The organism is Thermosulfurimonas dismutans, assembly GCF_001652585.1.
Lineage (GTDB): Bacteria > Desulfobacterota > Thermodesulfobacteria > Thermodesulfobacteriales > Thermodesulfobacteriaceae > Thermosulfurimonas > Thermosulfurimonas dismutans.
The window spans coordinates 33,073-52,914 of the sequence record NZ_LWLG01000014.1 but is presented as its reverse complement, the minus strand read 5'-3'; the positions used below and the strand labels follow the sequence as shown (position 1 = coordinate 52,914).

The 19,842-nt window shown below is 52.0% G+C and carries 20 protein-coding genes; 13 read left to right on the top strand and 7 right to left on the bottom strand.

Annotated features, from left to right (window positions below):
- Positions 1–104 precede the first annotated feature (104 nt).
- Positions 105–362, bottom strand: coding sequence for a ribbon-helix-helix domain-containing protein (locus tag TDIS_RS08560; protein WP_068671325.1), 258 nt, complete (start codon positions 360–362; stop codon positions 105–107).
- A gap of 61 nt (positions 363–423) precedes the next feature.
- Complete coding sequence (locus tag TDIS_RS08555) at positions 424–1,338, bottom strand: DUF362 domain-containing protein (protein ID WP_068671322.1); 915 nt, start codon at positions 1,336–1,338, stop codon at positions 424–426.
- Between the two features lie 114 nt (positions 1,339–1,452).
- Between TDIS_RS08555 and TDIS_RS08550 the strand changes: the two genes are divergently transcribed.
- The 5 genes from TDIS_RS08550 to TDIS_RS08530 are packed head-to-tail and all read left to right on the top strand — an operon-like array spanning position 1,453 to position 6,996.
- Positions 1,453–2,319: an AAA family ATPase gene (locus TDIS_RS08550; RefSeq protein ID WP_068671321.1), complete on the top strand. Its 867-nt coding sequence runs from the start codon at positions 1,453–1,455 to the stop codon at positions 2,317–2,319.
- A gap of 8 nt (positions 2,320–2,327) precedes the next feature.
- On the top strand, positions 2,328–4,157 hold the full coding sequence (locus TDIS_RS08545) for a hypothetical protein (RefSeq protein WP_068671320.1): 1,830 nt from the start codon (positions 2,328–2,330) through the stop codon (positions 4,155–4,157).
- 2 nt (positions 4,158–4,159) lie between these two features.
- Positions 4,160–4,765, top strand: a complete 606-nt coding sequence (locus tag TDIS_RS08540) for a flavodoxin family protein (RefSeq protein ID WP_068671319.1) — start codon at positions 4,160–4,162, stop codon at positions 4,763–4,765.
- Between the two features lie 33 nt (positions 4,766–4,798).
- Entirely contained in the window at positions 4,799–5,638 is an 840-nt protein-coding gene (locus TDIS_RS08535) for a substrate-binding domain-containing protein (RefSeq protein WP_068671317.1), read from the top strand.
- A 47-nt stretch (positions 5,639–5,685) separates the two neighbouring features.
- The gene (locus TDIS_RS08530) at positions 5,686–6,996 is read left to right on the top strand and encodes a sensor histidine kinase (protein WP_161939508.1); all 1,311 of its coding nucleotides are present in this window, start codon (positions 5,686–5,688) and stop codon (positions 6,994–6,996) included.
- A gap of 112 nt (positions 6,997–7,108) precedes the next feature.
- On the opposite strand, the gene TDIS_RS08525 is transcribed toward TDIS_RS08530, so the two are convergent.
- From TDIS_RS08525 to TDIS_RS08515, 3 genes are all read right to left on the bottom strand, one after another.
- On the bottom strand, positions 7,109–8,557 hold the full coding sequence (locus TDIS_RS08525; RefSeq protein ID WP_068671313.1) for a hypothetical protein: 1,449 nt from the start codon (positions 8,555–8,557) through the stop codon (positions 7,109–7,111).
- A 195-nt stretch (positions 8,558–8,752) separates the two neighbouring features.
- Positions 8,753–10,060 carry a phosphomethylpyrimidine synthase ThiC gene (gene thiC / locus TDIS_RS08520; protein ID WP_068671311.1) on the bottom strand — a complete coding sequence of 436 codons (1,308 nt, stop codon included), beginning with the start codon at positions 10,058–10,060 and terminating at the stop codon, positions 8,753–8,755.
- Entirely contained in the window at positions 10,060–11,142 is a 1,083-nt protein-coding gene (locus TDIS_RS08515) for a 3-isopropylmalate dehydrogenase (RefSeq protein WP_068671309.1), read from the bottom strand. The genes thiC and TDIS_RS08515 overlap by 1 nt, the downstream gene beginning before the upstream one ends.
- Before the next feature lie 195 nt (positions 11,143–11,337).
- Between TDIS_RS08515 and TDIS_RS08510 the strand changes: the two genes are divergently transcribed.
- The 8 genes from TDIS_RS08510 to TDIS_RS08475 are packed head-to-tail and all read left to right on the top strand — an operon-like array spanning position 11,338 to position 18,317.
- On the top strand, positions 11,338–11,550 hold the full coding sequence (locus TDIS_RS08510) for a DUF465 domain-containing protein (RefSeq protein WP_068671307.1): 213 nt from the start codon (positions 11,338–11,340) through the stop codon (positions 11,548–11,550).
- A gap of 16 nt (positions 11,551–11,566) precedes the next feature.
- Positions 11,567–13,258 carry a biosynthetic-type acetolactate synthase large subunit gene (gene ilvB / locus TDIS_RS08505; RefSeq protein WP_068671349.1) on the top strand — a complete coding sequence of 564 codons (1,692 nt, stop codon included), beginning with the start codon at positions 11,567–11,569 and terminating at the stop codon, positions 13,256–13,258.
- 9 nt (positions 13,259–13,267) lie between these two features.
- Complete coding sequence (gene ilvN, locus TDIS_RS08500; RefSeq protein WP_068671305.1) at positions 13,268–13,765, top strand: acetolactate synthase small subunit; 498 nt, start codon at positions 13,268–13,270, stop codon at positions 13,763–13,765.
- Between the two features lie 10 nt (positions 13,766–13,775).
- Positions 13,776–15,722, top strand: a complete 1,947-nt coding sequence (locus TDIS_RS08495) for a transketolase (RefSeq protein ID WP_068671303.1) — start codon at positions 13,776–13,778, stop codon at positions 15,720–15,722.
- Entirely contained in the window at positions 15,722–16,468 is a 747-nt protein-coding gene (gene tatC, locus TDIS_RS08490; protein ID WP_068671302.1) for a twin-arginine translocase subunit TatC, read from the top strand. The genes TDIS_RS08495 and tatC overlap by 1 nt, the downstream gene beginning before the upstream one ends.
- A 19-nt stretch (positions 16,469–16,487) precedes the next feature.
- The gene (tatA, locus tag TDIS_RS08485; protein ID WP_068671300.1) at positions 16,488–16,691 is read left to right on the top strand and encodes a twin-arginine translocase TatA/TatE family subunit; all 204 of its coding nucleotides are present in this window, start codon (positions 16,488–16,490) and stop codon (positions 16,689–16,691) included.
- The gene (locus TDIS_RS08480) at positions 16,691–17,419 is read left to right on the top strand and encodes a nucleotidyltransferase family protein (protein ID WP_068671298.1); all 729 of its coding nucleotides are present in this window, start codon (positions 16,691–16,693) and stop codon (positions 17,417–17,419) included. Before tatA ends, TDIS_RS08480 begins: the two co-directional genes overlap by 1 nt.
- On the top strand, positions 17,373–18,317 hold the full coding sequence (locus TDIS_RS08475) for an aminoglycoside phosphotransferase family protein (RefSeq protein WP_068671296.1): 945 nt from the start codon (positions 17,373–17,375) through the stop codon (positions 18,315–18,317). The genes TDIS_RS08480 and TDIS_RS08475 overlap by 47 nt, the downstream gene beginning before the upstream one ends.
- Positions 18,318–18,381: 64 nt before the next feature.
- Here TDIS_RS08475 and TDIS_RS08470 read toward each other — a convergent pair whose 3' ends face one another.
- Both TDIS_RS08470 and dsrB read right to left on the bottom strand, forming a co-directional pair.
- On the bottom strand, positions 18,382–18,615 hold the full coding sequence (locus TDIS_RS08470) for a dissimilatory sulfite reductase D family protein (RefSeq protein ID WP_068671294.1): 234 nt from the start codon (positions 18,613–18,615) through the stop codon (positions 18,382–18,384).
- Between the two features lie 61 nt (positions 18,616–18,676).
- On the bottom strand, positions 18,677–19,801 hold the full coding sequence (dsrB, locus tag TDIS_RS08465; RefSeq protein WP_068671347.1) for a dissimilatory-type sulfite reductase subunit beta: 1,125 nt from the start codon (positions 19,799–19,801) through the stop codon (positions 18,677–18,679).
- Between the last annotated feature and the right edge of the window lie 41 nt (positions 19,802–19,842).

The following is a 19,842-nucleotide window of genomic DNA, read 5'->3' as shown; positions in this document are numbered from 1 at the left end:
CAGATTTTAAGGTATGAGATTCTGTTGAGTCGTGACTGCCTTTCCGCTTTTTTACCAGAGCTTCTAGCTTTTCCCTAGCTTCCAGATGGAAAGGATTGTCACAATCAATGGCATAGTAAAACACATTGGTACCAATACCGATCTTCATATAAATCCTCTCTCCTGAAGGGCTCTCCCCCTAAAGAGAGCCTCGGCAGTTCCCGGATGGCCTTAATCTTTCCTTTAATCCGCCTTTCTTCCAAGTATTTCTGAATGGCTTCCGCCACAATCCGGCTGATAGGCTTCTTTTCTTCTCGACTCAAATCTTTAATCGCCTCCCACAATTCCTCTTCAACCCGAATAGATTTCACCACCGTTCCCATAATTCTCCTTCGGTTGGTTTCTAAATGTAGTATTACAAATACATTTTTGAAGAACAAGGTCTCAGATTTTCATTAGTAACCGTTTTAAGATCCCACGGATCAGGCGCAGGGGGTGAAAGCTCACCGGGGAAGGCTTCTCAGGCAATCTAAAATCCGAAAGATCCGGAAAATCGGACGGGAAAGCTACCTCCTCGGGTCTGGCACCATATAGCCGCATCTTCTGAGCCGTTTGCCAGAGGGGAACCTCCTCCGGAGAAAGATCGAGGGCCAGATAAATGGCGGTATCCAAAGCCACGGCGCTTCTTGAGGCCCAGAGAAGGCCAAGATTCTTGGGGCGGCCAGTGGTAGGCCCCCGGCCCTCCATGGCCACGATGGCATCCATCAGGTTCAGGCCCACCGGTAAAAGCTCACTTACCTCAAGGATCACGCGATAAAAAAGATCTCCCCTTTCACCGAAGCGGGCGTGGAACAAAGGTTTTTGCAGTCCCACCACACACCCAAAAAGATTCTTGACCGCAAGCGTTAGGAGCAATTGGTCGTGGGCCTTGAAACGGGGGAGGTTCACGATTAGATCCGCACAAAGGGCCTCCCGGGCAAGTTTCACCGTGACCCCACAAGCAAGCTTTATGGGACGCGAAGGGCTAAAACTAACGATTTTGACCGGTAGATCGGAAAGGGCCCTCACAAGGCCCGCGGCTCGGGCTACACCACGAGTGGTCCCAAAGGCCGGTGAATCTCCAACTGTAACCTCGGCTCTTTTCTCAATTAGCCATTCACAGACTGCTCGCACTATCTCAGGATGTGTACAGGAAAGAGCCGCATTACGGGCAGACACCAGATTGGGTTTAACTAAGACCCGAGTCCCCGAGGAAACCTGAAAACTTAATTTTTCCAAAAGAAAGGCTATAGCCCTTTTCAATCGATCCGGGCGATAGTTTTCGCAAACAAAAAACTCTATCCGTTCTTTAAAACCCATTTGGCCAGCAGATATTTTGCAAAGAAGAGTTCAAGCTGGATTCCTGGTAAAGAATGTACAAATTATACCCTGGATGTTAAAATTCTTAATAAGCTTTCTACTTGGAGCAATTCTATGGAAACAGTCACTATCGAAGGGGTAACCCTGCACCTGGCCCATCCGGACGAACTCAACCTAGTCTGCGTGGGGCAGGAGGATGTCCTCCGGCAGATCCTTGCGGCCTGGATGGTAGTGGACGAAAGGGATCTGCCTTTGAATCCTCGGTTGGTGGGTAAACCCGGGGTAGGCAAGACCACTCTGGCCTATGCTGCGGCCAAAAGGCTTGCTCGCGAGGTCTATATCTTCCAGGCCACGGTGGACACCCGTCCGGAAGACCTCATCGTAACCCCGGTAATCTCCGAGGAGGGCCGCATCAGGTACATGGCCAGCCCCATTGTTACGGCCATGATCCGTGGGGGGGTGGCCATCATCGACGAGGCCAACCGTATGAGCGAGAAGAGCTGGGCCTCGCTGGCCCCGCTTCTTGACTCCCGGCGATATGTGGAATCCATCGTGGCCGGGATCAAGATCAAGGCCCATCCAGACTTTCGCCTCTGTGTGACCATGAACGAGGACGCCTCCACCTTCGATCTTCCAGAATACATCCATTCCCGGCTCCAGCCGCAGATCTTTGTGGACTTTCCCGAGGCTGAAGAGGAAAAGGAGATCTTAAGGGCCAACCTGCCCTTTGCCGAGGAAGAGATCCTGAATTACCTGGTGGCCTTTCTCCAGGCCGCACATCGCCATGGAGAACCATACAGCGTAAGGGACGGGGTGAACATCGGCCGCTACGCCTTAAAACGCCTCAAAAGCTTTGATTCCGGGAGGTCGCTAGCGGAGGTCCTGAAGGAGTCCATCCTGCAGGTACTCGGAACCGAAGCCCTGATCTACTTCCCAGAAAATGGAGCCAGCGAAAGGCCTCATCTTCGGCCGGTGAACTGAACGAACGGATGCTACGCGTAATCGATCAGGGTACCGAATTCTATTTTCTACCGGTCCTTCACGGGAACCTGGAATTCGCCCAAGCCGTACATCAAAAACTCACTGAAATAGCCCCCGAAGCGGTGGCCGTGGAGTATCCTCCGACTCTTTCGGAAGCCATTCTACGAGGAGTAAAGCGCCTCCCCTATTTATCGGTAATTACCTATCAAGAACAGGACGGCACAGAGGTCTATCTCATTGTGGAACCGGTTGAACCCCTGATCGAAGCCGTAAGATTCGCTATAGAGAGGGGGATTCCGGTCTTTTTCGTGGATCTAGATCTTGAGGGTTATACGGGTCGGAAAGACCCCTTCCCAGACACCTATCTGGTGTACCGTCTGGGCTACGAGCGCTATGTAGAAGAAGCCCTAAAGCACGAATTCCAAAGGCTTCCCCAAGATGAAAGCCGTGAGCTGTCCATGGCCTACGGTCTGAAGAAGCTCTCCGGGAGATTCTCGAGGGTGGCCTTTGTGGGTGGCCTGGTACACATCAAACCGGTGGTCGAAACTTTGAAACGGCCGAGTCTGCCGACCCCCTTTGCACGTACGCACCGTGAAGGCATAAAGCTCTTTCACCTTTCCTTTGAAGGCTCTCGGGAGGTACTCTCAGAGGTCGGCTTCCTTCAGGGAGCCTACGAGGAGGCCCGGAGGGAAGGCCATCTTCCCCTCGATCGTTTGCGCCTTCATGAGGACCTCCTTGCAAAGGCCTGTAAAGCCTACGAGAGAGAGTTCCAAGAAAAGATCCCCCCACGGAACCTCTCCGTCCTCCGCCAGTTTGCCCGCAATTACGCCCTGCTTTCGGCTCGACTCACTCCAGACTTCTATCAGTTGCTGGTCGCGGCCCGTGGCGTGGGTGGAGACGATTTTGCCTGGCACCTCTGGGAGATCGGAACCCGTTACCCCTACCAGCAGGATGTCCCTGACCTGGTCCCCCTGGACTTGAGGCTCGAAGACCTGATGAAGCCCCACAAAAAGATCCGCTTCTTCCGGAGGATGAAGCCTTTGCACCGTCAGCGCCTAATCCCGATCAAAAAGCGGCCCACCGAAAGACGTTACGGGGAATGGAAAGAGGCCTGGCGAGGCGGATACATCTGTTCTTTCCCCCCGGAGGATATCGTGATCGAAAACTTCGGGCGGGACGTCATGCGTCGGGCCCTGAGGGTGATATCGGAGGAGCTCAGGCGGGTTGAGCCCTTCACGGTCTCCATGAAGGACGGGCCGGACATAAGAGAAACCATCAGACGATGGCACGAAGGCCGGATCTACGTGGTGGACGCCCCGGTGGCCACGGGCAAAGCCGGGTCGGTGGTGGTCATCTTCGACGAAGATTCTCCCGGGGGAGAGGGCCGGGAACGCTATCCCTGGAAACTTACCTGGCACGGGGAACACGACCAGGAATCGGACATGGCCTTCTACGCTACCCCACCCGGAGAGGTAGTGGTTGGTCCAGGAATATCTCGTTGCACCTACGGGGGGTTCATGCTCACCTACCCTCCCATGCGAGTCTACGACATCTGGGAGGATCCCTATTTCGACTTCGCACGCACCAAGGCCGAAAGACTGCTGGTAGCCGCCATTGACTACTCCCTTGAGAGGTACGTCGTCTATGTGGCCCGAAGGCCTCCTACGGCTCTGGCCAGAAACTTCGCCGCCAGACAGGGCAAAAAGGTCATCTATCTACCTCTAGGTTCCTTCTCGCCCATCCTCCTTCACCGAATCCGGACCTTTCATGTGCTCGAAGGCCACCATGTCCGGGAATACGCGGACAAATATATCAATCCCCCATCGGGGAAGGTTTAACGGTGAAAATCCTTGCCTTTCAAGGAAGTCCTAGGATAGGAGGCAACACGGACACCCTGCTCAAGGCCTTTTTGGAAGGCGCTCGGGAAGCCGGAGCGGAGGTAGAAAAGTACGATCTCTACCGGCTCGAATTCTCGCCTTGCATCGAGTGCGGCGGTTGTGACGAGACCGGGGAGTGCGTGCTCGAGGACGATTTCTCGCCTCTTTATCCCAAACTCTTTGAGGCCGATGTGATCGTATTGGCCTCACCCATCTTCTTTTACAACATATCTTCCCGCACCCAGGCCCTGGTGGAGCGCTCTCAGGCCTGCTGGGTCAGAAAATATATGCTGAAAGAGACGGCCCAGAAGAAAAGGCACGGCATCTTCCTTTCTCTCGGAGCCACCAAGGGTAAGAAGCTCTTTGAAGGGGTTCAACGGGTCGTTCGGTACTTCTTTGACGCCATTAATGCCGAATATCAGGGAGGGCTATTTTTCAGGGGTATAGAAAAAAGGAACGATATCAAAAAGCACCCCTCGGCCTTAAAAGAAGCCCATGCCCTTGGCCTTTCCGTAGGCCGCGGAGATCCTCCCGAAACGTGGCCTTTGGTACGAACGAGCACACCTTAAAAATTTCCAAAATCTTGTTATCTTTAATTGGACATGAAAAGGTATGTTCTATTTCTACTTTTTACTATCTTTTTTCAAGCCCCGAAAGGGGAAGGTAAAGAGGTCTATATCTTCGTAGTTTCACCTATGGTTTCCCCTAATATTACTATTGCTACCTATCAGGAATTCGTAAGGTATCTTTCCGCTAAATTAGGAAAAAGGGTAATCCTCAAACAAAGGCACACCTATATCGAAGTAAACCGCATGCTTGCAAACGGGGAAGCCGATTTCGGACACGTGTGCACCGGGGCCTATTTAGCGGGACACAAAGATTTCGGATTAACACTTTTGGCCATTCCCGTGATGTACGGTAGGCCCTATTATCAAGCCTATATTATTGTGAATAGCGAGGCACCTTACCGACGTCTTGAAGACCTCCAAGGAAAAAGTTTCGTTTTCACCGATCCTCTTTCCCTTACAGGAAGACTCTACTTACTTTATAGGCTCAAACGATTGGGGACCACACCTGAAAAATTCTTCGAACGCACCTTCTTCTCTTATTCACACGACAAATCCATTGAGCTTGTCGCCGAGGGGGTAGTAGAAGGGGCTTCTGTGGATAGCTTAGTTTATGAAAACCTTCTGGAGAGGAAGATCCATTTTATTTCCAAGACCAAAGTCATCGAAAAATCTCCTCTCTTCGGCATTCCACCCCTGGTATCGTCCCCGCAAAGCGACAAAGATTTCCGAATAAAGGTCCTCAAAATACTCCTCAAGATGGACAAAGATCTAGAAGGCAAAAAAATCCTTAAAAAGATGAGAATAGACCACTTCGTTCCACCGAGACCCGAACTATATTCCTACGCAAATTACATATTGGAATGTTCACTCTAAAAAGGATATCAAAAAGTATCGTTTTTCAATTTTCAATGGCCATAACTTTGGTCATAGTCATAACCACCGCTTTGATTTCTGTCTTGATCATTAAAGAAGAGAAAAAGTTCTTTACCAAGGCCTTTTTAGAGGAGCATATCTCTCAAGCCAGACTTTTAGCCCATGAAATAGTGGAACCTCTTCTGTACGAAGATTTTTATACCATTTATACCATTTTCAAAAATGTAATCAAAAATGACCCTCACATATCCTGGATTATCTTAGAAGACAAAGACGGGAAACCTCTTTTTCACTATCCCAAAATAGAGGAGATTCAAGAGAAGGATGTTTTTGAGATCTCTATAGAGATTAAAACGGAAGAACTGGGCAGGCTTGGAACCTTGAAAATGGGCCTTCGGAAGGATCTTCTCCTTTCAAGGCTACAGGCCACCGAAAGTAAACTTCTTTTACTAATAGGAATAATCGTATTGACCGGCATTTTGGCGGCCCTTTGGATGATCCGTCGAGTAGCTAAACCCATCCTCGTCCTTAATCAAGCGGCCCGGGAAATCGGAAAAGGACATTTTGGAAAAACCATAAAAGTCAAAGCCGTGGGCGAAATTGCAGAACTAGTGGAATCATTCAACCGCATGTCGCTTCAGCTAAAGGAATTAGTAGAAGAAATAAAACGCACTCATGAACGGATGGCCCGTTCGGAAAGGCTTTATGCCCTTGGCCAGTTTGCGGCCGGAGTGGCCCATGAAATCAAGAATCCCCTAACTTCTATCTCCCTTTCCATTGAGCTTTTAAAAATGGGAAAAGCTCGGCCCGAGACTTTCGAAATCATAGAAAAGGAAATTAAACGCATAGATCGTCTCGTTAAAAACTTCCTAGAGTTTGCTAGAAGCCAACGTCAGGACCTCAAATTCGTTGAAACCCAAGTCAACTCTATACTCGAAGAGACTTTGAAACTGATCGGCTTTCAGGCCAGAAAAAACAAAATAGAAATCCATACCGAGTTTGCGGATCTTCCTGCCATCCAGAGTTCTCCAGAGGCCTTGAAACAAATCTTCTTAAACGTCATCCTAAATGCCATTCAGGCCATGGAGGGTGGAGGGGAACTTCGCGTAAAAACCGCTCTTAAAGACGACGATCACGTAGTCATAACGATAAAAGACACCGGCCCCGGGATTCCCAAAGAAATCCTTAACCGGGTCTTTGACCCCTTCTTCACCACCAAACCCGATGGCACCGGTATGGGCTTGGCCATCACCTATAATCTGGTAAAGAGCCTGGGAGGAGAAATAGAAATCTATTCCGAGGAAGGCAAAGGGACACGAGTGGAAATAATCTTACCTATTTCTCCAAAATCTTCTTAAGTATTTCCCTATGAAGTTACTCCAGTTTCGGCCCGGCCGAATTTTCCTTTTATATTCTTCCAGAAGACCTGTTTTCGGTTGGCTAGGGGGCTTTCCGCCCCCTAGCCCGATTTTAAAAACTTATCTGCAACACGGTCTGCACCCGGAAGCCATCGTCCAGCCGGTCGTTTCCAGAGGGGTCATATTTCCCCCATTTGGTGAACTGGTCGCTCGAGTTGCGGAAATTGCGTGCGTAGTTCAGCCACTCGAAGTTCAGCATGAGGATGTTCTTCCCGGTGAGATAGTAGGCCAGACCCACCATGTAGTGTTCGGCCTCGTCGTTTGAGTCCGAAACCCACCTCGTGCCATCATAAAAATCGTCTCCGTCGTTGGGATCGAAACGGTCATAGCGGCCAAAGAGGTGAAGTCTTTCGTTGAAAATAGGCAAAGTCACATCCGCAAAGAGAGACCAACAGCGGGTCTCAAGCTCCTCGTCTCCGATACCGTCCCCATCGGTATCCACCACCCAGCTTCCAGCGCTGTTGCCCTCGGAGGTGCTATACTGTAACGCGATCACAAACCAGGGATGCTGGTAGGACAACATCAAAAGATCCACGTTGTAGTCGGGATACTCCGGTTTGCGGAAGGGGTTTAAATCAGCTTTATCTCCGCCCTTTGCCCGAATGAAAAAGTAGCTGAACTGCAAACCGGCGAGCGGAAAAGAACCGGAGGTGCGGGTACCGAAAGGTCTTAACGTGATCCGGCCTTCAAAACCCTTGTTCTCATTGGTTTCCCGGCCGTGATAGCCCGAACCGTTCATGTAGGAGAACCAAAAGGAACCGTACTTCCCGGCGTAGTGATCAAAGACCGGATAGTGGACCGTGAGCCGGTTCACATAGGACTTATCGAGTTTGCCCCCGAGGTAACCAGCCAGCGATATCCCTCGGTCGGCGGAATTGAAAGTCCCGAAAAACTCCCGGGCCATAGTCCCCTGCATGCGGTAGGGGTTCATGTGTTCTTCGAAATCGAGCCAGGGAAAGTGCCCCTGTCCGACCTCCATTTTAAGATCGGTAAAAAAGCCCAAGTTCGGAAGTTTGAACTCCGCATAGGCGTACTTGATACGGAGGTCGTAGTCATCGGCATTTCCGCCATGGAGATCCGGGGTGAAGCGGAAGGAAAGCCATGGCGTGATCTTCTTCTTGAAGTTGAAATAGGCCCGGGTGATGGCAAAGTAGCTCTGGCCTTCTTCCTTTCCCGAATCGAAGGGCCCGTAACCGTTCGAGTAATCGATGTAAGTGAGAGTCCCGAGCTTCACCCCCTTTAGCCCCTTCGGCAGCACCAGGCCTTCCTTTTTCACTTTATCGGCCGCAGCCTTTGCAATGGCCTCGTTCTCCTTTTGAGCCTCAAGCTCCGCCTCCCGCTTGATTTCCAAGGCCTCCTCCTCAGTAAGTATCCCCTTGCGTACCAGAACCCTAAGCAGGGGATCGTCTATCCGCGAAGCCGCGAAGGCCCCGGCCCCTAAGACCAGCATCGCTATAAACATCAGCCCGAAAACCAGCCATCCATTACTTCCGAACCTCATAGCCCAACCTCCTTGCCTAAGTTTTGGAACGATTAAACCCGGAGGCTGGGCCGGAACTTTGTCGCGATTTTGAACTTTATGTGGATAGGTGCTCGCCTAACGCCTTTATCCGAAAGGAGGACATGATTCTCAGCCCCGGGCGAGGGAGAGACTTAAACCGCAACTCAGACGTTTTTTAGGTACTGATGTTTCCTCTTAGACCTTCTCTCCCTTCAAAAAGGCTCGGAAGACCACCTCAGCGTTCTCAAGGGCACAGAGCTCACCGCACATGGAACACCTTCTCTCCTTCACTGAACGCCTTTCCTCGATTATTCGTTTGGCCTCCTCCGGGAAAAGTAGATGTTTCAATTGTTCGGCCCATTTCAGCTCACGACGGGCTTTACTGACCTCTCGGTCGCGGAGATCGGCCCGTCCCCGGAGCTTGACCACATCTCCGATATGGGCCGCAAGACGGGCAGCCCGCACCCCGATGACCACGTCTTCCTCGTTGGGAAGGGAGAGGTGTTCGGCAGGTGTGACATAACAGATGAGGTCGGCTCCGTACCAAGCCGAAAGGGCGGCCCCAACGGCCGCGGTGATGTGATCCTGCGAGGCCCCGACATCGCAGGGAAGCGGCCCAAGCATGTAATGCGGCGCTCCACCGCTCATCTTCTTAGCGAGCCTCACCGAGGTCTCGATCTCATCAAGCGGCACATGGCCCGGGCCCTCCACCATCACCTGGCAACCGGCCTCCCGGGCCTTCTCTGCAAGCTCGCAGTTTATGAGAAGCTCGGCCACCTGGGCCCGATCAAGGGAATCGTGTATGGCTCCGGCCCGCATGCCATTTCCGAGAGAAAGCACGGTATCGTATTTTTTGAGTATCCCCAAGAGGCGGTCGAATTGCTCGTAAAGAGGGTTCTCCTTGCGGTTTTTCACCATCCACTGGGCCATGAGGGCCCCGCCCTTTGAAACCAGCCCCCCATAGCGGTAACCTTGAGCCTTTAGGCGCTCAAGCGTAAAGAGATTTATCCCGCAGTGGATGGCCATGAAAGCGATGCCATCGGCACACTGGCGTTCAATAAGATCAAAAAGATACTCGGGATCGAGTTTGGTAGGGTCTCCGTACTTGCGAATGGTGTCGCAGAAGGCCTGATAGAGGGGCACGTTTCCCACCGGAAGGCTGACACTGGCGATGATCTCCCGACGAATGTGGTCAATATCACCGGCGGCCGAAAGCTCCATCAGGGTGTCGGCTCCAGCCTCCTCCGCCAGCCGGGCCTTGCGTTTCTCGAGCTCGAGATCACAAAGATCGCTCGAGGTTCCGATGGAGGCATTGACCTTGGTACGCACGCCTTCGCCCACCGCTACCGCACGCCCGCTCTGGGGGGCCTTGATGAGCACAATGGTTCCTCGGGCCACCCCTTCGCGGACGAACTCCGGGGAAACCCCGTCGGCCTCGGCGGCCTTACGCATGGCCGGCGTGATCTCCCCTTTCCGCGCGGCTTCAAGTTCGGTTAAGCCCATTAAAGATCTACCCCCTCTTCGGTGTACTTGGCCACGAGGTCTCCCACCTCGCTGGTGGAATACCCCATCTTTCCGGCAGACATGCTCTTCAGGTGATCGCGACAGACCTTAATGACCGCCTTTTCAATGGCCCGGGCAGCCTCCTCCTCACCTAGATGCTCAAGCATCATCATCCCAGCACAGATGGCCGCCAGCGGGTTAATCACGTTCTTCCCGGTATACTTCGGAGCCGAACCCCCAATGGGCTCGAACATGGAAACCCCTTGAGGATTAATATTACCCCCAGCGGCGATACCCATGCCCCCCTGGATCATGGCCCCAAGGTCAGTAATGATGTCCCCGAACATGTTGTCGGTCACGATAACATCGAACCATTCGGGATTTTTCACAAACCACATGCAGGTGGCGTCCACATGGGCGTAATCGACTTCTATATCGGGATATTCCTTGGCCACCTCATAAAAAGTGCGTTCCCAAAGGTTCCAGGCATAAGTAAGGACGTTGGTCTTGCCCACCAGGGTGACCTTTTTCTTCTTGTTGCGCTTACGGCAATATTCGAAGGCGAAACGGATACAACGCTCCACGCCGTAGCGGGTGTTTACGGATTCCTGAATAGCCACTTCCTGCGGGGTGCCTTTGCGAAGGAAGCATCCCCCGCCGGCGTAAAGACCTTCGGTATTTTCTCGAACTACTACGAAGTCTATATCTTCCGGCCCCTTGTCCTTAATGGGGGTCCAGACACCGGGATAGAGTTTCACCGGCCGCAAATTCACATATTGATCGAGCTCGAAGCGAATCCTCAGAAGAATGTCCTTTTCCAAGATCCCCGGTTTCACATCCGGATGTCCGATAGCTCCAAGATAGATAGCGTCGTGTTTTTTGAGTTCGTCGATCCCCCCCTCAGGGATGGTCTCTCCGGTACGAAGATATCGATCTCCTCCCCAGTCGAAATAATTGAGGTCCAGATTGAAACCGAATCGCCCAGCCGCGGCCTGAAGGACCTTTACGCCCTCTCTTATAACTTCCGGTCCGGTTCCATCTCCGGGGATAACCGCAATCTTGTAATTGCGCTCGTCAGCCATCGGGTCTTACCTCCCTTCAAAAATTTTAGACTTTTTTAATACAAAAAAGCCTAATATTCAAGAAAAGAATTACCCCTTGACTTTCATCGATCTTTTTCGCTAGCATCTTAAGTAAGGGATGCCAAAGTTTTTCACTTTGATACAGATTTCACAATCCTTGACAACCTCCCAAAATCCAAATAAAAGGAGAGCCCTATGGATAAAGAATTAGTGAAACAGTATGCCCAAAAAAATCCGGAGGTCAAGGAGCTTTTCGAAAAACACCAGGCCCTTGAGCGGGAGCTCGAGGAACTGGTGCGAAAGGCTTATCTCTCCGCGGACGAAGAGGTAAGAAAGAAGCAGATTCAAAAGGAAAAACTGGCCTTAAAGGATCAGATTTACGAACTCATAAAACGAGAAGGAGGTTAAGGCCGTGGGGAAGGTTATGACCGGGGCCCAGATGATCGTGGAGGCCCTGAAGCGCGAGGGAGTGGATGTTATTTTCGGTTATCCCGGAGGGGCAGTTATCGATATCTACGATGAACTCTACAAGACTCCGGAGATAAAACACGTCCTGGTAAGGCACGAGCAGGGAGCAACCCATGCGGCGGATGGCTATGCTCGCTCCACAGGAAGGGTGGGGGTGTGTCTGGTAACTTCCGGACCCGGCGCTACCAATACCGTCACCGGGATCGCCACCGCTTACATGGACTCTATCCCGATAGTTATTCTTACCGGACAGGTGCCCACCAAACTCATCGGAAACGACGCCTTTCAGGAGGTGGACATAACCGGAATTACCCGGCCCTGCACCAAGCACAATTTCCTGGTTAAACGGACGGAGGATCTCCCTCGGATTTTGAGAGCAGCCTTTCATATCGCCCGTACCGGAAGACCGGGGCCGGTATTGGTGGATCTGCCCAAGGATGTCCAGCAGGGGAAAGCCGAATTTTATTGGCCGGAGGACCTGAAACTTCGAAGCTATCATCCGGTTTATGATCCCCATCCTCGCCAGGTGGAAAGAGCTTATCGACTCCTCGAAAGCTCTACCCGGCCGGTAATCCTCGTTGGCGGAGGAGTGATTGCCTCCGGTGCACATGAAGAGGTAAAAGAGCTTGCCGAGCGTCTGAATATTCCCGTCACCATGACCCTCATGGGCCTTGGGGGCTTTCCCGGAACTCATCCCCAGTCGCTGGGGATGCTTGGCATGCACGGAACCTATTACGCCAATATGGCCGTGGCCAATAGTGACCTTATCTTGGCCGTGGGCGCTCGGTTTGACGATCGGGTGACCGGCAAGGTGGATGCCTTCGCCCCTATGGCCAAGATCATCCACATCGATATCGACCCCACCTCCATCCAGAAGAACGTACGGGTGGATGTGCCCATTGTGGGCGATTGTAAGCGGGTCCTTGAAAAACTTCTGGAAATCGTAAAAGAGGTGGGACGCCCGGAGAAAATCTGGCGGGAACAGTTCAAAGAATGGTGGGAACAGATTGAAATCTGGAAAAAGCGCTATCCCCTCTCCTACAAACAAGAAGGGGAATACATAAAGCCGCAGTTTGTGATAGAGAAACTCTATGAGCTTACCAAAGGTGAGGCCATCATCACCACGGAAGTGGGACAAAATCAGATGTGGGCTGCCCAATATTACAAGTTCGACAAACCGCGCACCCTCATCACCTCCGGTGGTTTGGGCACCATGGGCTTTGGGTTTCCGGCAGCCATCGGAGCCCAGATGGGCAATCCCGATAAAATGGTGATAGACATTGCCGGGGACGGTTCTATTCAGATGAACATCCAGGAGATGGCCACTGCCATGGAACAGGGACTTCCGGTAAAGGTCATCATCCTCAACAACGGCTACCTGGGTATGGTGAGACAGTGGCAGGAGCTCTTCTACGAAAGGCGTTACTCAGCGGTCAAGTTCCAGGTCACCCCAGACTTTGTTAAACTGGCCGAGGCTTACGGGGCCTTGGGACTGCGGGCTACCAAAATAGAAGAGGTGGAACCGGTTCTGAAACAGGCCCTAGAAAGCGATAGGCTCACTCTGGTTGATATCCATATCGCCCCGGAGGAGGGCGTTTTTCCAATGGTTCCGGCCGGAAGGGCCACCACCGAAATGATACTGGTTTAGGAGGCAGAAATGGCGGAAAGGAAACACACCCTTTCGGTGTTGGTGGAAAATACTCCGGGAGCGCTGGCCCGAATTGCGGGGCTTTTCAGCGGACGGGGGTTTAACATCGACAGCCTGTGCGTGGCCGAAACCCTGGACCCTACCCTTTCTCACCTGACGCTGGTGACTTACGGCGACGATTTGATTATCGAGCAAATCATCAAGCAACTCCGGCGTCTGGTAGACGTTTACAAGGTAGTAGACGTCACTGAAGAGGGCGAATTCGTGGAAAGAGAAATGGCCCTCATCAAGGTTCGGGCCGAAAAGGAGACCCGAGCCGAAGTCCTCAGGATGTGTGACATCTTCCGTTGCAAGGTGGTGGACGTAAGTCCTAAGACCTACACCATCGAGGTTACCGGTCCACAAAGCAAGCTTCAGGCAGTTATCGAACTCCTGAAACCCATCGGCATCAAGGAGATTGTGCGCACCGGTGTAATAGCCATGAAACGCGAAAAGAAAAGTCTTTAGGGAGGCTGAAATGCTCAAGCTCGATCCGGAAAAAGCCGAGCTTTCCCCGGAGGAAGTAGAATGGTTCAAAGAAGCCACCAGGCGCTGCGCCCGTAGAATAATTCTGGCTACCACTCTTGCAGGCTCGGGGCATCCCGGAGGTTCCCTTTCCTCTCTTTCCCTTCTTCTCATGGTCTACGCCTTGGCCAAAGTCGATCCTCAAAAGCCCCGTCATCCCGAAAGGGACCGAGTGGTGGTAAGCCACGGACACATAAGTCCGGGAGTCTATAGTGTCCTTTGTGAATACGGCTTCTTTCCGGAGGAACCCTTTCTCATGGAATTCCGGAGAGCGGGTTCAGCCTTCGCCGGACATGTGGAGCAGGCCGTGCCAGGGGTGGAATGGAACACCGGGAACCTGGGACAGGGATTGTCCGCGGCCTGCGGTATGGCCCGGGCTATCAAGCTCAAAGGGCTTCCCGCCAAAGTCTTTTGCCTCATGGGAGACGGCGAACAACAAAAAGGTCAGGTCATCGAGGCCCGGCGCTGGGCAGTCAAGTTTGGGCTCAACAACCTCTGCGTGCTAATTGACTACAACCGCCTCCAGATCGGAGGCGATATTTATCAGGTTATGCCGCAGGATCTCCGGGCCGAAATCGAAGCCACGGGCTGGAACGTAATTGAGGTGAACGGCCACGACTTTCAGGCCCTCTACCGGGCCCTGCGAAACTTTATCCGGGGCGAGGTCCCCCATCCTGAAAGACCGACTGCCATCCTGGCCCACACCGTCATGGGGAAAGGCATCTCCTTTATGGAAAACGACGCCAAATGGCACGGGGCCCCTCTTTCTTCCGAACTATGTAAGAAGGCCCTTTCAGAGCTCGGCTTTGATCCCGAAGAGCTAGACCGTTTGGCCGAAAAACGCAAAAACTATCCTGTAAGTTTCCCTCACCAGCCTCACGAGCCCGAATCGGTGGCAATCGATCCCGGAGAGCCGGTTCTCTACGAACCCGACCTCAAAACTGACTGCCGTTCGGCTTACGGAAAAGCCCTACTCTCTCTAGCCGAAAAGAACAATCTTCCCGGAAAACCTCCGAAGGTGTTGGGGCTCACCTGCGATCTGGAGTCCTCGGTCAAGATGACGGCCTTCAAAAAACACTCCCCGCAGGCCTTTCACGAGTCCGGGATTCAGGAACACCACACCGCCACCGTATCTGGAGCCCTTTCCAAGGAAGGTTTTCTAGTCTTCTTCTCCACCTTCGGGGTCTTTGGGGTGGACGAGGTTTATAACCAACTGCGTCTCAACGCCCTCAATCACACGGCTCTCAAAGTAGTCTGCACCCATTTGGGGGTAGATGTAGGCGAAGACGGGCCTACCCATCAGTGCGTAGACTATCTGGGATTGCTTTTGAGCCTTAAGGGGTTCGACATCTATCTTCCTGCCGACCCCAATCAGACCGACCACATCATACGCTTCGTGGCTCTTCAGCCAGGAAACGTCTTCGTGGGTATGGGTCGATCCAAAGTTCCGGTAATTACGGATGAAGAGGGGCAGCCCTTTTTCGGAAAGGCCTACCGTTTTCAGCCGGGAAGAGCCGACTGGATACGTCGGGGGAAGGATGGCACCTTTGTGAGTTATGGGCCTATGGTTCATCGTTGCCTTACGGCCTGCGAGATCCTCAAAGAAAAAGGCTATGAAGTGGGTCTTCTCAACATAGCCTCCATACGACCTTTCCCTAGAGAAGACCTACTTTCGGCAGCAAGGAGTGGTCCGGTCGTGGTGGTGGAGGACCATCTGGTAGAAACCGGCCTGGGAGCCCTGTGTGCCAAAGAACTGGGTCTTTCTGGGATCTCGGCCAAGATCAAACTCAAAGGGTTTGAAAGTTATACCACCTCTGGGAAACCGGATGAGCTATTTGCCCGGGCTGGTCTTGATCCCGAAAGCCTAGCTCAAGAAATGGAGGCCCTTATAAAGGCCTAGTGAATACCGAAAACGTCCTTCCCGAAGAAGACCAGAACCTCCCTTTAACGGCCCATCTTCTTGAGCTTCGGGAAAGGCTCGTAAAGAGCCTTATTGCGTGGATCTTGGCCTCGGCCCTTTGCTACTGGCAGCTTGAACCCCTGCTAAACTTTCTTCTGAAACCCCTTCTTCCGGTCATTCCGGAGAAAGGGAAGATTATCTTCATTGCTTACCAAGAGGCCTTTTTTACCTATCTCAAGATCGCCCTCATTTGTGGGGCCATCCTGGCCAGTCCCTTCATCATCTTTCAGGCTTGGCGGTTCGTGGCCCCGGGGCTTTATGCCCACGAAAAACGCTTCGCTCGACCTCTAATCTTTTTTTCCTGTATAGCCTTTCTCGGGGGCGCGGCCTTCGCCTATTTCTTGGTTTTTCCGAAAGCCTTTCGTTTTTTGGCCACCTTTGGCGGCCAATTTCTGGTCTTCAAACCCGTATTTCGGGATTATGTAAGCTTTGCGGTCAGGATGCTACTCGTTTTCGGACTCTGCTTCGAAATACCAGTAGCCCTTGCGGTGGGAGCCAGACTGGGGATAATCAAAGCTCGCACCCTCTCCCGCATAAGACCTTACGCCGTACTAGCGGCTTTTGTAGTGGCGGCCATTCTCACGCCTACTCCCGACGTAGTCAATCAGCTCTTCCTAGCCGTACCTCTGGTCATCCTTTACGAACTAAGTATCTTTGTGGTATGGTTATTGGAAACCAAGGGTTAAATTATAGGAGGAGGCGGCTATGTTCGGACTCGGGACTCAGGAACTGTTAATCATTCTATTCCTGGCTTTCCTTCTTTTCGGAGCCAAGCGTCTTCCGGAAATCGGGGCCGGTCTGGGCAAAGGTATACGTTCCTTCAAACAGGCCTTACGAGAAGCTGACATCAAAGAAGAAGTGGAACGAATCGAAAAAACCGAAGGGGTTAAAACCCAGGCCCAGGCCTGATGCAGGCCTTCGTACTGTGTGCCGGACGGGGCAAACGCCTCCGTCCGTACTCAGACCATCTCCCCAAACCGCTCTTCTCTATTCTGGGAAAGCCTCTACTCGCCATCATCCTCGATCAACTGGTTTCCCAGGGTTTCAACCGTATTGGCCTTAATGCCTGGCATCTCAAGGAAAGACTCCTGGAATTTGTAAAAACCTATACGAAAAGGGTTCCAGCCATAAAAATAGAGGTCTTTGAGGAACCTGAGCTCCTTGGAACCTGCGGCGCCCTACGAAACGCCACCGAATTTTTCTCGGAACCCACTTTAGTAATAAACGGAGACATCCTCACCAACTTCCCCCTGCGAGTGGTCTATGAGGCCTTTATAAGAGAGACTCCGCCCTGTCTCATGTTCCTCCATCGCTATCCCGGGCTAAACAAAGTACGGATAGAAAACGGATGGATCCGCGGTTTTGGAGACGACTCCGAAGAAGGATGGGCCTATACCGGCATCCAAGTAGTTTCTCCAGAATGGATAAGAGTCTTGCCGGAAGACAGAGAGCTCGTGTCAGCCTACGAGAAGCTCTTGGGCCGGGGCTACGGGATTAAGGCCCTGGTGGCTACCGGTTTCTACTGGCGGGATATAGGCACCCCTGAAAACTACCTTAAGGCTCAAGAAGAAATCCTTTCGGGTAAAGCCCATGTTCCCCACGCTCCCTGTAAAGGAAAAATCAGTTTACCTGCATGAGGCCCTGCGAGAGCTGGGACTTAACATCAAGGAAATTATCCCTCTTCAGGGAGATGGTTCGGCGAGAAAATTTTTAAGGATCAAGACCCCAAAAGAAAGCTTTATCCTCATCCTCCCCCAGCCTGGAGAGTATGGTCTTAGGGAAGCCCAAGCCTATTATCGCATCGGGCGTTTCCTGAAGAGCCACGGAATACCTGTTCCCGATATCCTGGCCTACCGGGATCAGGACGGCTTGCTTCTGGTCGAAGACCTAGGGGACCTAAGACTTTGCGAACATCCCGAACGGGAAAGATTGTATCCTGAAGCCGTAAAAATCCTAGTAAACCTTCAGGCTCTCACCCCTCGCTTCCCTAGGGAAACCACGCTTGAAACCCTGTATTACGATCGCGATCTCATTTGGCATAAAGAGATCCTCTACTTTGAAAAATGGTATCTTAAGATCCATCGAAAAAAGACTTGGTTTATAGAAACGCGAAGTCTCTTGGAAGACTTCCTTCAAGAGAGTGTGGACTGTTTTACGGACACCGTAGTTCTCCATCGAGACTTTCAGTCCCGAAACCTGATGGTAAAGAATGGCAGGCTCTATGTCATAGATTTTCAGGGGGCCCGTATCGGACCACCGTCCTACGATTTGGCCTCCCTACTGTGGGATCCCTATGTCGAAAGGATCCCTACCGAAAGACTTCTCGATCTCTATCTGCGTTTAACTTCCAGGGATCGACAGACTTTCCTAGAGGAGTTCAAAAGGATCTCCATTTTTAGACTTATGCAGGCTTTAGGGGCTTTTGTAAAACTGAGTTCTCAGGGGAAAAGCTGGTTTCGAGATTATATTCCCAGAGCAGAAAAAAGATTGAGAAAACTCCTACCTTCCTATCTGAGAAAGGCCCTTTTTGAATGAAAAAGGGGAGACACGCGTCTCCCCCCACGTTTTCACTAGATTTACATTATTGGGACTTAAGACCCTATTCTACAGGCTGACCCTTTCCAGGAATACCATACATGACAGTACTTCCGGTGGAGAAGTATTCCAACTTCCCTTCCTGCACAAGCTCATTAGCAGCCTTTTTAATCTCACGGGGAGAAGCATCAGGGATAGCCCGCTGCATATCCTTCAGATAAACCTTGGACTTCGCCCCGGATTTCTTCTCCATGAATTCCATGATCTTCTTCTTAAGTTCCTCTTTATCCATGGCCATCTTAATATACCTCCTTTCCTTTTAAATTAAGGGAGGCCCTAAAGGGCCTCCCACTTTCTTTTTATGCCGGCTCTACGTGGCTAGTGAACTTGAAGTGGAGCGAGGTCCGATAGGTGTCGTAGGCCAGACGGTAGTCGTCGATGCTCTTTTCCGTAAACGGAATCTCGCAGAGCTCAAAGAACCGCTCCCAACCGATCCTCTCAGCCCACTCACCGAGCCGCTCGTACTTACGGGCATGCTGAGCATAGGTCTCAAGGATCTTCTTGATCCACTTAACGGTGGTCGGCCACCGCGGAGGCTCGTTGGGAATAAAAGGAATAACCAGTTTGGAGAACTTGGGCGGGGAGATCCGGTTGGAGATCTTACCACCCACGAGGATGGCAATGCCGTCGCCCTCTCCGTCGGCAAGCGGCATGGCCGGACACATGGTATAGCAGTTACCGCAGAACATACACCGTTCCTGATTCACGCGCACGGTCTTCTTTTTCTCGCCGTTGATCTCTACCGTAGCAGGCTTAATAGCCCCCAGCGGACAAGACGCCACTACCAGAGGAATCTCACACACGTGCTGGAGACGATCGTCCTCAATCAGAGGCGGCTTACGGTGAATACCGAGAATAGCGATGTCGGAGCAGTGAACCGCACCACACATGTTAAGACAGCAGGCCAAAGCAATCCGCACCTGGGCGGGAAGCTTATGACTGCCGAAATAGTCGAAGAGTTCGTCCATCACGGCCTTCACCACGCCGGAGGCATCAATGGCCGGCGTGTGGCAGTGGACCCAACCCTGGGTGTGAACGATGTTAGTCACACCGGCACCCGTGCCACCTACCGGGAACTTCTGGGACCCACCGGGGAACTTACGGCTCTTGAGATCATCAAGAAGGGCCCGAAGCTTTTCCTCGTCTGTCACATGAAATTCGATGTTATTACGAGTGGTCCAGCGGACATATCCGTCGCAATATTTATCAGCAATCTCGCAGACCTCACGGATATAGTCCGTAGTTACAAGACGGGGACAACCTACCCTTACTGCAAAGAGCACGTCCCCGGTCTCACTCGTATACTTGATCACACCAGGCTGGATGATCTCATGACTTTTCCATTTACCATAGTTCTTCTTAATGACCGGCGGAAAGAACTGAGCAAAGTGAGGAGGACCGATATCCGTGATCCGGTTCTCCATCGGTTTCTGAGGGTTATAAAGTTTCTCTCCCAACTCGGGAT